This window comes from Streptomyces sp. NPDC006687, assembly GCF_040636215.1.
In the GTDB taxonomy this organism is placed as follows: Bacteria; Actinomycetota; Actinomycetes; order Streptomycetales; family Streptomycetaceae; genus Streptomyces.
This window is the reverse complement of record NZ_JBEYJJ010000011.1, coordinates 46,063-59,919: the sequence shown is the minus strand read 5'-3', so window position 1 is coordinate 59,919 and position 13,857 is coordinate 46,063. Positions and strand designations below refer to the sequence as shown.

Sequence of the window (13,857 nt, the reverse complement as noted above, 5' to 3'; positions counted from 1 at the left end):
GCCTTCCGTACGATGTTCTGATGTCTCACGGGATACACCTGCGCGCCGTACCGTACGACCACCCGGACGCGCTGAAACTCGACGCCCAGGTCCAGCTCGAATACCAGGAGCGCTACGACGGCGAGGGCGACGCCACCTTCCTCGACCCGGCGATGTTCGTCCCGCCGGCCGGCCTCTACCTCCTCGCCTACGACGCCTCCGACACCCCCCTCGCGAGCGGCGCCTGGCGTGCGCAGGACCACAACGACGAGGGCTACTCGGACGGCGACGCGGAGATCAAGCGCATGTACGTCGTCCCCGAGGCCCGCGGCAAGGGCCTGGCCCGCCGCATCCTGGCCGAACTGGAAGCCGACGCGACCGCGGCCGGCCGCCGCAGGATGGTCCTGGAAACCGGCGACCGCCAGCCGGAGGCGATCGCCCTGTACCTGTCGGCGGGGTACACGCTGTCGGAGAAGTTCGGCTACTACCGCGCGTACGAATCAAGCCGCTGCATGGCCAAACCGCTACGGACGCCCACCACCCTGTCCTGACCCCCACCGCCCTGAGGGACGGACCCGGGAACGCGAGGGCAACGCGCGGGGCGGCCTGAAGCCCCGCGCACACGCGAGCCTCTGCGTCCGATCCTGGGCGCGGAGGACCGCACGGACCATCCGGCACCTCTCGAACGCACCCACAAACGCCGAGATCCCGCCCCGCCTTTCGGCGGAACGGGATCTCGTGACGATTCCTGAGAGCTACTCAAGAACTGTCGTCTGTGGACCTGTGGGGATTTGAACCCCAGACCCCCTCGATGCGAACGAGGTGCGCTACCAGACTGCGCCACAGGCCCTTGCGACGTGTGAAACATTAGCATCCCCGCGCCGCTGCTCCAAAACGCGTTCCCGGGCGGCGGGACACCGGCCCCCGTCGACTGATTCCGGCGGAGTCACCGCAGGTCAGCCACCGGGTGCCGGGGCCGTCACTCGTTCGCGGCGCGCGGGCGGTCGTCGCTCTCGTACTGGTCGAAGAGCGGGGTCCGGCCCGCCTCGCGGCCGCGCGGGCGCGGGGTGGCGGGGTGGGGCTCGGGCTTCGCCGGGGGCGGCCCGGGCTGGGCGCGCAGGCGGGGGTTGGTCGGCTCGGCGGTGCTCGAACGGGTGGCGCTCCAGCCGTCCGGGTTGACGGGGCCGGTGGCGCGCGGGGCCACCGGGGCCGTCACGTACGTCGGCAGCGGGACCGGTACGGGCTCCCAGCTGTCACCCCGCGCCGGGCCACGCTCGCGCTCCCTCTGCTGGTCGACCCACTCGGCGTGGTCGGTCTGCTCGACGAGCGCGCGGCGGCCGGCTTCCTGGGGGGAGACCGGCGGTGCGGGGTCGGGTTCGGCGGCACCGGCGGGCTCGGGGTCCCGGTGGCGGGAACGGCTCTCGCGCAGGGCGCGGGCGGCCGCCTCGGCGCGGCGGCGGTCCATCGTGAACTCGTAGCGCCGCCGCTCCTGCACCCGCAGGTGCACGATGTAGGCGCTCAGCAGCAGCGCGGGCACGGCCGGCGCCCACAGGTAACGCAGCCCGCCGACGGCCGCGGCGACCGCGCCGCCGCTGAAGGCGAGGAAGAGCAGGGCCGTGGTGCGCCGGCGGCGCGCCAGGACCTGGAGGCGCTGCTGGCGCCGGACCCGCTCGACCCTTTCGACCTCGACCGATCTTGGCTGGGCCCTGGTCGGGGACACGCCGAGGGCCCGGGCGTCGGCGTCCACGGAATTCACCGTTTCCGTCGCCGCTTCCGGGTCCGCATAGGGCTGGGGCTCCGCCTGGACTTCACCGCGCTCACGCAGCCCCTTGGCGTAACGGCGCTCCATTCCCGCCCGGCCGGAAAGCAGCCGGATGGCGGTGGAGAAGCGTTCCGTCGGACGCGCTTCGTTCAGCTCGTCCTGCCTCCGGAGCCACATGGGCACCAAGTAGGCGGCCCAGGCCCCGACGATGACTGCGTAGATGAGGCCGCTGCTGCTCACACCCCACACCGTAGAGGGGTGCGGCCGACCGGATCAGCCAATTGGGCCGGTGTGTCGCACGATCCGGCTGATATCACCGACTTTTTTTGTGATTCTTCGGATCAGGTTATGGGCGAATCGAGCTCAAATTCGAACGCATTTACGATTACCCGGTTTACGGTGCGGTCGCCGACGGCGGGCTTTCCTTCCTGCGCGCCAGGTGCCAGCGGCGCAGCAGCCCCTGCGGGACCTCCTCGGCGGTGAGCGCGAAGACCAGGTGGTCGCGCCACGCTCCGTCGATATGCAGATAACGCGGCCGCAGCCCCTCCTCACGGAAGCCCAGCTTCTCCACCACCCGCCGGCTGGGCCCGTTCTCGGGCCGGATGCACACCTCGATGCGGTGCAGCCCGACCTTCAGGAAGCAATGGTCCACGGCGAGCGCGACGGCCGTCGGCATCACCCCGCGGCCCGCCACGTCACGGTCCACCCAGTACCCCACATGGGCGGCGCACATCGATCCCCAGGTGATCCCGGCGACCGTCAGCTGGCCGACCAGCCGCCCCCGGTACTCGATGACGAAGGGCAGCATCCGGCCCGCGTGCGCCTCCGCCCTCAGGTGGCGGACCATCTGCCGGTACGTCGGCCGGTGTATCACCGGCCCCCACGGCGCCGGCGGCGGGATGGTGGCCTCCCAGGGCCGCAGCCAGTCGCGGTTGCGGCGGTTGACCTCACGCCAGGCCCGCTGGTCGCGTAGTTTTATCGGCCGCAGCGTGACGTCGCCGTCCGCCAGCACCACCGGCCAGGTCGGGCCGTTCAGCTCGGGCTCCCGGAGGCCGCGTCCGGTCTGGGGTGGTCGCCGCCCCGGATCTGGTCGACGGCGTGCGGCAGGATCCGCGCCAGCACCGCGAGGCCGTCCTTGACTCCGCCCGTGGAGCCGGGCAGGTTCACGATCAGCGTGCGGCCCGCCACGCCGGCCAGACCCCGCGACAGGGCGGCGGTCGGCACCTTGGCGAGGCCCTCGGCGCGGATGGCCTGCGGGATGCCCGGAACCTCGTAGTCCAGCACGCGGGCGGTCGCCTCCGGGGTGCGGTCGGTCGGCGAGATGCCGGTGCCGCCGGTGGTCAGGATGACCTCGTACCCCGCGGCCACACCCTCGCGCAGCGCCTGCTCGACGGGGTCGCCGTCCGGGACCACGCGCGGGCCGTCGACCGCGAAGCCCAGCTTCTCCAGGGCCTCGGCCAGCAGCGGGCCGCCCTTGTCCTCGTACACACCCCGCGAGGCACGGTTGGAGGCGGTGACCACCAGGCCGCGCGGTGCGGGCGCCGCAGCGGCGGCGTCGGCCGCCCCACCTCGCGCCTCTTCGGCCACCGGCGGCACGTGGCTGTGGACCTCGCCGCCGCGCGGGGGCGTCACGACCGGGTCCAGTCGCCGGACTTGCCGCCCGTCTTCTCCTCCACCCGGACGTCGGTGATGACCGCGCCCTTGTCGACGGCCTTCACCATGTCGATCACGGTGAGGCCGGCGACGGCGACCGCGGTCAGCGCCTCCATCTCCACGCCCGTGCGGTCGGTGGTCTTGACGGTGGCGAGGATCTCGACGGCGTCGTCGGCAACCTTGAGGTCCACCTTCACCCCGGAGACCGCCAGCGGGTGGCAGAGCGGGATCAGGTCGGGGGTCTTCTTGGCCCCCATGATCCCGGCGATGCGCGCGGTGGCGAGGGCGTCGCCCTTGGGCATGCCCTCGCCACGCAGCAGTTCGATCACCCGCGGAGAGACCAGGACGCGGCCGCTGGCGCGCGCCGTGCGGGTGGTGACGTCTTTTGTCGATACGTCGACCATCCGGGCCGCGCCGGCCTCGTCGATGTGCGTCAGCCTGCTGTGCGTACTCATGTCTACGTGCCGCTCCCGCTCCGGGCCCCGAAACGACGGAGCCTGTGTGGTGCAACACGCTACCCGCACCGGGCGGTCCGCAGCCGGGCAGGACCACTGGGCGAACAGCACGGCCGGCCGCGCGCCGCGGCCGGCCGGACAGGTGCCCCGTGCGGGCGGGGCGGCTAGCCGAGCGGGATGACTTCCAGCTCGGTGCCCGGCTCCACCGAGGTGACGTCCTCCGGTACGACCATCAGCGAGTCGGCGTGCGCCAGCGCGGCGATCAGGTGCGAGCCCGAACCGCCGACCGGGCTGACGGTGCCCGCCTGGGGGTCGTACTTCCCGCGCAGGAACTGCCGCCGGGCGGCCGGGGAGCGCAGCGGCGCGTCCGCCTTCAGCACCGCCCGCACGCCCGGCCTGCTGACCTGCGACGCCGGCAGCCCCATGAGCGCGCGGATCGCAGGGCGCACGAACAGCTCGAAGGAGACATACGAGGACACCGGGTTGCCGGGCAGGGCCAGCAGCGGGGTGTGGTCGGGGCCGACCGTGCCGAAGCCCTGCGGCTTGCCGGGCTGCATCGCGAGCTTGCGGAAGTCCACCCCGCCGGCCTGCGGCTCCTCGCCGTCGCCGGCGGCGGCCATGGTCAGGGCCTCCTTGACCACGTCGTACGCGCCGACGCTGACCCCGCCCGTGGTGACCAGCAGGTCGGCGCGGATCAGCTGGTCCTCGATGGCCGCGCGCAGCGTGTCGGCGTCGTCGGCGACCGCGCCGACCCGGTAGGCGATGGCGCCCGCGTCGCGGGCGGCGGCGGCCAGCGCGAAGCTGTTGGAGTCGTAGATCGTCCCGGCGGCCAGCGCCTCACCCGGCTGGACCAGCTCGCTGCCGGTGGACAGCACGACCACGCGCGGACGCGGCCGGACCCGCACCGTGCCCCGGCCGATGGCCGCCAGCAGGGCGATCTGCGGCGGGCCGAGGACCGTGCCGGCGGCCAGCGCCAGGTCACCGGCCTGCACGTCGCTGCCGCGCGCGCGGACGTGCGCCCGCGCCTCGGCCGCGCGGTGGACCCGCACCTCGCCGCCCGAGCCCTCGGGGGCGGCGCTGGCCGGGGTCATCCCGGAGGCGGCGCCGCCACCCGTACCGCCGTCGGTCCATTCGACCGGTACGACGGCTTCCGCTCCGGGCGGCAGGGGGGCGCCGGTCATGATGCGGGCGGCCTGGCCGGGGCCGACGGTGGGCAGCTCACCGCTGCCCGCCGCCACGTCCCCGATGACCGTGAGCACCGCGGGGAACTCCTCGCTCGCGCCCTGGACGTCGGCCGTGCGGACGGCGTACCCGTCCATGGAGCTGTTGTCGAAGGGCGGGAGGGCGACGGGCACGGTGACGTCCTCGACCAGGACACAGCCCTGGGCGTCGAGCAGCTGGAGCTCGATGGGCTCCAGCGGCCGGACGGTCGCGAGTACGTCCGCGAGGTGCTCGTCCACCGACCACAGGCGGTGGTGGCCGGTGTCCTGCGGTGCTCTGCTCACGTTGCTACATCTCCTCCGTGACGTAACGGTGAAGCCAGGTGCGGAACTCCGGGCCCAGGTCCTCACGCTCGCACGCGAGTCGGACGATGGCCCGCAGGTAGTCCCCCCGGTCCCCGGTGTCGTAGCGGCGGCCGCGGAAGACGACGCCGTGCACCGGGCCGCCCACGCTCTCGTCGGCGGCCAGCTTCTGCAGGGCGTCGGTGAGCTGGATCTCCCCACCGCGGCCCGGCTCGGTCTCCCGCAGTATGCCGAAGACCGCGGGGTGCAGGACGTAGCGTCCGATGACCGCGTAGTTGCTGGGCGCCTCGGCGGGCTCGGGCTTCTCGACGAGACCGGTGATGCGGACGACGTCGTCCTCGCCGGTCGCCTCGACGGCCGCGCAGCCGTAGAGGTGCACGTGCGCGGGGTCGACCTCCATCAGGGCGATGACCGTGCCGCCGGTCTTCGCGTGGACCTCGACCATCCGCCGCAGCAGCGGGTCGCGCGGGTCGATGAGGTCGTCGCCGAGCAGGACCGCGAAGGGCTCTTCGCCCACGTGCGGTTCGGCGCACAGGACGGCGTGGCCGAGGCCGCGCGGGTCGCCCTGGCGGACGTAGTGCATGGTGGCGAGGTCGCTGGACTCCTGGACCTTCTTCAGCCGGTCGTCGTCGCCCTTGGCGATCAGGGCCGACTCCAGCTCGTAGTTGCGGTCGAAGTGGTCTTCGAGAGCCCGCTTGTTACGTCCTGTGATCATGAGGACGTCGTCCAGGCCGGCCGAGACGGCCTCTTCGACCACGTACTGGATGGCCGGCTTGTCCACGACCGGGAGCATTTCCTTCGGGGTTGCCTTGGTCGCGGGGAGGAACCGGGTACCGAGGCCCGCAGCCGGAATGACGGCCTTCTTGATCACGGGGTGCGACTGATTCATGGGCAGAACCCTAGTGGGTCGTACCGAACACCCGACCAGATTCCGGCAAATAGATCCAACTCTGTCCTGATAGAAAAGGAAATGTGACCTAACTGTGGTAACGAACCCGTCCGGACCGCTCCCCCTCCCTGCCGGGAAGGGCGCCCTGCGCCGGGAACTGCTCGCCGCCCGCCGGGCCTTGTCGCCCGAGTCCCGCCGCACGGCGGCCCGCGCGCTCGCGCGCTCGGCGCTGGCGCTGCCCGAACTGGCCGACGCGCGCACGGTGGCCGCGTACGTCTCCGTCGGCGCGGAGCCGGGTACCCGCGATCTGCTCGACGCGCTGCGTGACGCCGGGAAGCGGGTGCTGCTGCCCCTGCTGCTGCCCGACAACGACCTCGACTGGGCGGCGTACGAGGGTCCGGGCAGCCTGGCCGAGGCCGCGCACCCGGGGAAGATGCGGCTGCTGGAGCCCTCCGGTCCGCCGCTGGGCCCGCAGGCGGTCACCGGGGCGGACGCGGTGCTGCTGCCCGGGCTGGCGGTGGACCGGCGCGGCATGCGGCTCGGGCGCGGCGGCGGTTCGTACGACCGGGTGCTGGCCCGGCTGGAGCGGGCCGGCGCGCATCCGGCGCTGGTGGTGCTGCTCTATGACGAAGAGGTGGTCGCGCGGGTCCCGGAGGAACCGCACGACCACCCCGTCCAGGCGGTCGCCACCCCGTCGGGGGTGCTGCGCTTCACAGCCTGATCACGTCACCGGATCACCGCCGGGCGGGCGCACCGCTCACGGCTTGAGCGTGAGGGTGTCCACTGTCGACTTGTCGACAGCGCCCTTTCCGAACGGCCAGTCCAGCAGTTCACCCTTGGCCCACAGGGTCGTCTGGTCGGTGTAGGTGCCGTCGTACGCGTGGCCCGAGGCGCCGGTCAGGTTGATCCAGCGGGACTTGTCCAGGTCGTTGAGGTTGACGACCATCCGCATCGACGGCACCCAGGTGACGTCGTACCCGCTGGAGGCGTTCCAGCCGGTGGCGTTGACGGTGGCCTCGCCGCCGCCCAGGTTCCACGGGCCGCGGTTGAGGAGCCACTGCATGAAGCCCGGGCCCTCCTTGCCGATGGTCTGGTTCTTCAGCGTCAGCTGGTGCAGCCGGCCCCAGCTCCAGGTCGACTGGTCCTTGCCGAGCTTGGCGGTCAGCTCCCAGCGGGCGTCTTCCATGGCCCGGGCGAAGAGCTCGTCGCGGGTCTTGACGGGCTTGTCGTGGACGGTCTTCGGGGCGGCCGTCCACCACGGCGACTTCTCGTCCTTGACCAGTCGGCGCACGACCTCGAACCAGCGGTCGCCGCCGTCGGGCTGCGCGGAGTCGGGGCCGCGGGTGCCGCACTCGCGGACGGTCTTGGCGAGGTCGTCGTTCGGACCGGTGCCCTCCTCCATCACGTTCATGCAGCTGCCCTCGACGCGCAGGTCCTTCGGCATCTTGTCGCCGAACGCCAGCTTGAGGATGTTGCGCCAGACCGCGTTGAAGTAGGCGGCCGCCGCGGAGTCGTTCTCCTGGGTGTAGTTCCAGCCCTCCAGCAGCTTCTGCGCCGATCGCACGTCCGGGTCGGAGACCGGGATCTTGGCCAGCATCGGGGTGAGCAGCGCGGCGATCTCGCTGCTGTTGTCCATCTGCATGGTGCGCATGTCGTCGGTGGAGATCTTGCCGCTGTCCTTGATCTTCGCCTCGATGAGGTCGTTGATCCGCTGGCTGCGGGCGCCGTAGCCCCAGTCGGTGGTCAGGACGTACGGGTACTTGCCCGCGCCGGTGCCCGACTCGGTGACCGCCTGGTTGGCGGTGACGATGTAGCCGCGCTGCGGGTTGAGCTCCCAGGGCAGCTCGTTCTGCGGGATGTAGCCGGCGTTGCCGTCGCGGCCGCCCTTCCAGGCGTACTTGGGGTCCCAGCCGGGCGCCGGCATACGGCCGTCACCCTGGCCGCGGACCGGGATGCGGCCCGGGGCCTGGTAGCCGATGTTGCCGGTGGGGCCCTGGTTGTCGGCGTAGATGAGGTTCTGCGACGGGACCTCGAAGTCCGCGGCCGCGGCCCGGAAGCTCGGGAAGTCCTTGGCCCGGTCGAGCTTGAAGACGGCGTCCATCGACTTGCCCGGGTCCAGGGCGGTCCAGCGCAGGGCGACGGCGTAGCCGGTGCCGCGGTCGGGGGCCGAGCTGGGGACGGGGGCGCGGGAGCCGACGGTCTCCAGTTCCTCGCTGCGGTCGGAGATCAGCGGTCCGTTGTTGGTGGAGCGGACGGTGATCTTCTTGGTCGAGCCGCCCGCGATCTTGATCTCCTCCTCACGCGTGGTGAAGGGGACGACCTTGTTGTCGTAGACGTAGCCCTCGGGACGGACCTGCTCCAGGTAGAGGTCGGTGACGTCGGCGCCGAGGTTGGTCATGCCCCAGGCGATCTGGGCGTTGTGGCCGATGACCACGCCGGGCATGCCGGAGAAGGTGAAGCCGGCGACGTCGTACTGGCACTTGGCCGAGACGGCGCGGCAGTGCAGGCCCATCTGGTACCAGACCGACGGCAGCTGCGGGGACAGGTGCGGGTCGTTGGCCAGCAGCGGCTTGCCGGTGGTCGTGTACTTGCCGGAGACGACCCAGGAGTTGGAGCCGATGCCGCTGCCGTTGGGGCCGAGGATGGCCGGGATGTCGTCCAGGGTCTTGGCCAGGGCGGTCAGCTGGGTGCGCAGGCCGACGGTCGCGCCCTGGGCGCTCGCGTTGTCGGCGAGACCGGTGGCGGGGTTGGCGGCGCCGTTGGGGGTGGCCTGCGAGCCCGTGCCGGTGGCCGCGCTGGAGCCCGTACCCGTGCTCGTACCCGTCCCCGTGCCGGTGGTGCCGGTGGTGGCGCCCGTCGAGGAAGAGCCCGTGGTGCCCTGGGGGGCGTACTTGCCGCCCGCGACGCTGCCGCCCTCGACGATCGGCTTGTTCCGGTCGAAGGGGTACGCCGGGTAGAGCTCGTCGATCTGCGCCTGCGTGAGCTTGTTCGACATCAGCGAGCGGTCGATCTCGTCCTGCATGTTGCCGCGCAGGTCCCAGGCCATCGCCTTGAGCCAGGCCACCGAGTCGACCGGCGTCCACTGCTCGGGCTTGTAGTCGTCGGTGATCTTGAGGGCGGCGTGCTCGACGGAGAGGTCCTTGCCGGACTTGCCCTTCAGGTACGCGTTGACCCCGTCGGCGTACGCCTGGAGGTTCTTCTTCGTCTCCGGCGAGAGCTTCTTGTCGTACTCCTCCTGCGCGACCTGCCGCCAGCCGAGCGTGCGCAGGAAGGCGTCCGTCTCGACCTGGCCGGCGCCGAACATCTCCGACAGGCGGCCGGAGGTCATGTGACGGCGTACGTCCATCTCCCAGAACCGGTCCTGCGCGTGCACGAAGCCCTGCGCGCGGAAGAGGTCCTCGTCGTTGTCGGCGTAGAGCTGGGGAATACCGTGCTCGTCACGCTTGACGTCGACGGTCCCGGTCAGGCCGGGGACCTTCAGGGAGCCGGTGGTCTGCGGGAACGAAGCGCGCACGGTGTCCACGCTCCAGTACGCGCCGTAGCCGAGGCCCGCCAAGAGCGCCAGGACCAAGACGAGCACGAGCAGGCGTGCGCGTCGTCCCTTCTTCTTGACGGAAGGTCCGGATTCGTTGGCGGGCATCGCTGTCCTTCGAGGGGCAGGGTGGTCCTGGGAGTGCTGGGAGCAACCATAGGCGCAGGACCCCCTTCGTTGATCCGCCAGGGGTCAAGGTCCATAGGACAGGGGCGAACTGCCGTTTCACAATGTGGGTATCGCGTAAAGAGTCCGTCAAAGATTAGGTAAGGTAACGAAGCACTTGCCGAATACGCCGCCGGCGGAACGTTCCGTCCGGCGCGCTTTGAGGAAAGGGCCGCCCGCTGACTGTCCACACGCTCAACGAGCTTCTGCTGGTCTGCTCGCTCGTGCTGCTCGTCGCGGTCGCGGCGGTACGCATCTCTTCACGCAGCGGCCTCCCCAGCCTGCTCATCTACCTCGGCATAGGCGTCGCGATAGGCCAGGACGGCATAGGCAACGTCGTATTCGACAACGCCGAGCTGACGCAGGTCATCGGTTACGCCGCGCTCGTCGTCATCCTCGCCGAGGGCGGTCTGGGCACCAAGTGGAAAGAGATCAGACCGGCCCTGCCGCAGGCGATCGTCCTGTCGCTGGTCGGAGTCGCGGTGAGCGTGGGGGTCACCGCGGCCGGCGCGCACTACCTGGTCGGACTCGAATGGCGGCAGGCGCTGCTGATCGGTGCGGTCGTCTCCTCGACCGACGCGGCGGCGGTCTTCTCGGTCCTGCGGAAAGTCCCTCTCCCCTCCCGTGTGACGGGCGTCCTGGAGGCGGAGTCCGGCTTCAACGACGCCCCGGTGGTCATCCTGGTGGTGGCCTTCGCGACGGTCGGGCCGGTGGACCCCTGGTACGTGCTGGTCGGCAAGATCGCGCTGGAGCTCGCGATCGGTGCCGCGATCGGTCTGGCGGTGGGCTTCCTGGGGGCGTACGGGCTGCGGCACGTGGCACTGCCCGCCTCCGGCCTGTACCCGATCGCGGTGATGGCGATCGCCGTCACCGCGTACGCGGCCGGCGCGATGGCGCACGGCTCCGGCTTCCTCGCGGTCTACCTGGCGGCGATGGTGCTGGGGAACGCGAAGCTGCCGCACTGGCCGGCCACGCGGGGGTTCGCGGACGGGCTCGGCTGGATCGCCCAGATCGGCATGTTCGTACTGCTCGGCCTGCTGGTGACCCCGCACGAGCTCGCCGGCGACTTCTGGCCCGCGGTGATCATCGGACTGGTGCTGACGATGGTGGCGCGGCCGCTGGAGGTGTTCGTCAGCCTGCTGCCGTTCCGGGTCGCCTGGCAGGAGCAGGTGCTGATGTCGTGGGCGGGGCTGCGCGGCGCCGTACCGATCATCCTGGCGACGATCCCGATGGTGACCGGGATCGAGGGCAGCGAACGGGTCTTCAACATCGTCTTCGTCCTGGTCGTCGTCTACACGCTGGTGCAGGGGCCGACGCTGCCGTGGCTGGCGCGGAAGCTGAACCTGCGCGACACCGACGAGGCCGCCGCCGACCTGGGGATCGAGTCCGCGCCGCTGGAGAAGCTGCGCGGGCACCTGCTGTCCTTCGCGATACCGGGCGCCTCGCGGATGCACGGCGTGGAGGTCGGGGAGCTGCGGCTGCCGGCCGGGGCCTCGGTGACGCTGGTGGTCCGGGACGGGACGAGCTTCGTGCCGGCGCCGTCGACGGTGCTGCGCCGGGGGGACGAGCTGCTGGTGGTGGCCACGGATCCGGTCCGGGACGCGGCCGAGGCCCGGCTGCGGGCGGTGGCGCGCGGGGGCAAGCTCGCGGGGTGGCTGGGAACCGGTGGCAGAACGTCACTCTAGGTACCGGAGTGTGGCTGCGGACCGCCGCCCGGACGGCGGTTTTCGGTTGGAACGGCATTCTAAATCAGCCAATTTCAGTGGCTTGGCCCTGACCTGACCACTAATTCCGAGGGTCGGAATGCGAAGTTCCAGTTAATCGCAGGTGAAGACATGCCTTGTCACCGTAATCACAGGGCGTGGTAGTGGATTCCCCTGTACGATGAAGGCACACCAGATCGAACCAACTCTGCCTGACGCAGAGCTGGCGCGACCGCAAAGCGGCCGTGGCACCCTCCCGCAGTGGGCGCCCAGGTATCACTCGGTTCTGCGCAAGAGGACAGCTCTCGGGGCTCCCACATGTACGGGTGCGGCCGCTCACAAGGTGGCCCGCCGTCCGCAGACGGGGACGCTCTACCAGGCAGCGGAAAGGCCAGGCCGTGACATCCGCGGTCACGACCGACACGTCCGCCCGACCCGGTTACGGGCAGCTCCTGCGCACACCCGGCGCCCTCTCCTTCGTCCTCCCCGGCTTCGCCGCCCGCCTGCCCTTCGGCATGCTGACCATCAGCATCCTGCTGCTCGTCCAGCACGCCAGCGGCTCCTACGGCGACGCCGGCATCGTCTCCGCCGTCACCGGCGTCTCCATGGCCCTGTTCGCCCCGGTCATGGGCAAGCTCACCGACCGCCGCGGCCAGAGCGCCGTGCTGGTGCCGGTCGTCCTCGTCCACGCCACCGCGGTCTCCGCTCTGACCGCGCTGGCCCTCCTCGGCGCCCCGCTGTGGGCGCTCGCGCTGGCCGCCGTCCCGGCCGGCGCCTCCGTCCCGCAGGTCGGACCCATGGTCCGGACCCGCTGGGCGGCCAAGCTGGAGGGTTCGCCGCTGCTGGCGACCGCGGCGGCGTTCGAGTCGGTCACGGACGAGTTCACCTTCGTCGTCGGCCCGGTGCTCGCCACCGCGCTGTGCACGGGCGTCCACCCGGCGGCCGGCCTGGCCACCGAGGCGGCCCTGACCCTGCTCGGCGGCCTGTTCTTCGCCGCCCAGCGCTCGACCGAACCGAAGACCGCCCCGACGACGGACGCCGGCGAGAAGCACGCCTCGGCCCTGTCGTTCCCCGGGCTGCGCGTCCTGATCGTCGCCTTCCTCGGTATCGGCGCCGTCTTCGGCGGCATGCAGGTCTCCCTCACCGCCTTCGCCAACGAGATCGGCAACCCGGGCGCCAACGGCCTGCTGTACGGCGTCTTCGCGGCCGGCAACATGATCGCGGGCATCACCATGGGCGCCGTCGCCTGGAAGATCGGCCCGCGCCGCCGCCTGATCCTGGGCTACGCCGGCCTGACCGCCGCCGCGTCGGTCCTGTGGGCCGTGAACTCGGCCGTCCTGATGGGCGCGGTCGGCATGCTGGTCGGCCTGTGCATCGCACCCGCGCTGATCACCGGCTACACGATGATCGAACAGCTGATCCCGGCCGCCTCGCGCACCGAGGCGTTCACCTGGCTGACCGGTGCGGTCGCCTTCGGGCAGGCCGTCGCCGTGACCGTGGCCGGCCGCCTGACGGACGCGCACGGGTCCTCGTACGGCTTCCTGGTGCCGCTGGCCGCCACCGCGCTGGCGCTCGTCACCCTGGTGGCGCTGCGCGCGAAGCTGGCGCCGAAGGCCCCGTCGAGCCGCATCGTGAGCTCGTCCGCTCCGGCCGAGACGGCCTCCGCGACGGCTGGGGAGGCCGGCCGCGAGCGCGCCGCGGAGCGTGGGATCGGTCACCGCACGCCTGTGACGGTGGACTGATCCGCCGGAATAGGTCACCATGGAGCGTCGTTAGCACTCATTGAGTGAGAGTGCCAGGAGGAAATTCGTGCCGACCTACCAGTACCAGTGCACCGAGTGCGGTGAGGGCCTTGAGGCCGTGCAGAAGTTCACCGATGACGCGCTGACCGTCTGCCCGAGCTGCGACGGACGCCTGAAGAAGGTGTTCTCCGCCGTCGGCATCGTCTTCAAGGGCTCCGGTTTCTACCGGAACGACAGTCGTGGCGCCTCGTCGAGCAGCACGCCCGCCTCGAAGCCGTCCTCCTCGTCGTCCACGACGACGTCGACCGCTTCGGCTCCGGCCGCCGCGTCCTCCTCGACGTCCTCGAGCACGGGCAGCAGCTCCAGCTCGGCCGCCTGACCTCGTAAGCCTTCCGCAAGGCCCCGTTCGCCCTCACCGGGCGGCGGGGCCTTTCGTGTCCCCCGTTAGGGTGGC

General features: G+C 71.4%; 12 protein-coding genes and 1 tRNA gene. 5 read left to right on the top strand and 8 right to left on the bottom strand.

Going from position 1 to position 13,857, the window contains the following annotated elements:
- Positions 1-20: 20 nt before the first annotated feature.
- Positions 21-530 (top strand): GNAT family N-acetyltransferase, encoded by a 510-nt coding sequence (locus tag ABZ716_RS16165; RefSeq protein WP_358811291.1) that lies wholly within the window; start codon positions 21-23, stop codon positions 528-530.
- A gap of 225 nt (positions 531-755) precedes the next feature.
- On the opposite strand, the gene ABZ716_RS16160 is transcribed toward ABZ716_RS16165, so the two are convergent.
- The 7 genes from ABZ716_RS16160 to galU all read right to left on the bottom strand — a co-directional run bounded on the left by ABZ716_RS16160 (position 756) and on the right by galU (position 6,261).
- Positions 756-829, bottom strand: a tRNA-Ala gene (locus ABZ716_RS16160).
- 129 nt (positions 830-958) lie between these two features.
- Positions 959-1,981 carry a hypothetical protein gene (locus tag ABZ716_RS16155; RefSeq protein ID WP_358959525.1) on the bottom strand — a complete coding sequence of 341 codons (1,023 nt, stop codon included), beginning with the start codon at positions 1,979-1,981 and terminating at the stop codon, positions 959-961.
- A 154-nt stretch (positions 1,982-2,135) separates the two neighbouring features.
- Positions 2,136-2,756, bottom strand: a complete 621-nt coding sequence (locus tag ABZ716_RS16150) for a GNAT family protein (RefSeq protein WP_358959523.1) — start codon at positions 2,754-2,756, stop codon at positions 2,136-2,138.
- A 17-nt stretch (positions 2,757-2,773) separates the two neighbouring features.
- A complete protein-coding gene (locus tag ABZ716_RS16145) occupies positions 2,774-3,265 on the bottom strand; it encodes a MogA/MoaB family molybdenum cofactor biosynthesis protein (RefSeq protein ID WP_351882851.1) in 492 nt (163 codons plus the stop codon).
- Between the two features lie 104 nt (positions 3,266-3,369).
- Positions 3,370-3,849: a cyclic pyranopterin monophosphate synthase MoaC gene (gene moaC, locus ABZ716_RS16140; RefSeq protein ID WP_351882719.1), complete on the bottom strand. Its 480-nt coding sequence runs from the start codon at positions 3,847-3,849 to the stop codon at positions 3,370-3,372.
- Between the two features lie 164 nt (positions 3,850-4,013).
- Positions 4,014-5,354 carry a gephyrin-like molybdotransferase Glp gene (gene glp / locus ABZ716_RS16135; RefSeq protein WP_358959521.1) on the bottom strand — a complete coding sequence of 447 codons (1,341 nt, stop codon included), beginning with the start codon at positions 5,352-5,354 and terminating at the stop codon, positions 4,014-4,016.
- 4 nt (positions 5,355-5,358) lie between these two features.
- Positions 5,359-6,261, bottom strand: coding sequence for a UTP--glucose-1-phosphate uridylyltransferase GalU (gene galU / locus ABZ716_RS16130; RefSeq protein WP_351882715.1), 903 nt, complete (start codon positions 6,259-6,261; stop codon positions 5,359-5,361).
- Positions 6,262-6,355: 94 nt separating this feature from the next.
- Here galU and ABZ716_RS16125 point away from each other — a divergent pair, with 94 nt between their 5' ends.
- Positions 6,356-6,982 (top strand): 5-formyltetrahydrofolate cyclo-ligase, encoded by a 627-nt coding sequence (locus tag ABZ716_RS16125; protein ID WP_358959519.1) that lies wholly within the window; start codon positions 6,356-6,358, stop codon positions 6,980-6,982.
- A gap of 36 nt (positions 6,983-7,018) precedes the next feature.
- Here the strand turns inward: ABZ716_RS16125 and ABZ716_RS16120 are convergent, their stop codons facing one another.
- Positions 7,019-9,901 carry a penicillin acylase family protein gene (locus ABZ716_RS16120; protein WP_358959517.1) on the bottom strand — a complete coding sequence of 961 codons (2,883 nt, stop codon included), beginning with the start codon at positions 9,899-9,901 and terminating at the stop codon, positions 7,019-7,021.
- A gap of 236 nt (positions 9,902-10,137) precedes the next feature.
- Here ABZ716_RS16120 and ABZ716_RS16115 point away from each other — a divergent pair, with 236 nt between their 5' ends.
- From ABZ716_RS16115 to ABZ716_RS16105, 3 genes are all read left to right on the top strand, one after another.
- Positions 10,138-11,643, top strand: coding sequence for a potassium/proton antiporter (locus ABZ716_RS16115; protein WP_358959673.1), 1,506 nt, complete (start codon positions 10,138-10,140; stop codon positions 11,641-11,643).
- 416 nt (positions 11,644-12,059) lie between these two features.
- Positions 12,060-13,403: an MFS transporter gene (locus ABZ716_RS16110; protein ID WP_358959513.1), complete on the top strand. Its 1,344-nt coding sequence runs from the start codon at positions 12,060-12,062 to the stop codon at positions 13,401-13,403.
- A gap of 67 nt (positions 13,404-13,470) precedes the next feature.
- A complete protein-coding gene (locus ABZ716_RS16105) occupies positions 13,471-13,782 on the top strand; it encodes an FmdB family zinc ribbon protein (protein ID WP_351882707.1) in 312 nt (103 codons plus the stop codon).
- Positions 13,783-13,857: the final 75 nt, after the last annotated feature.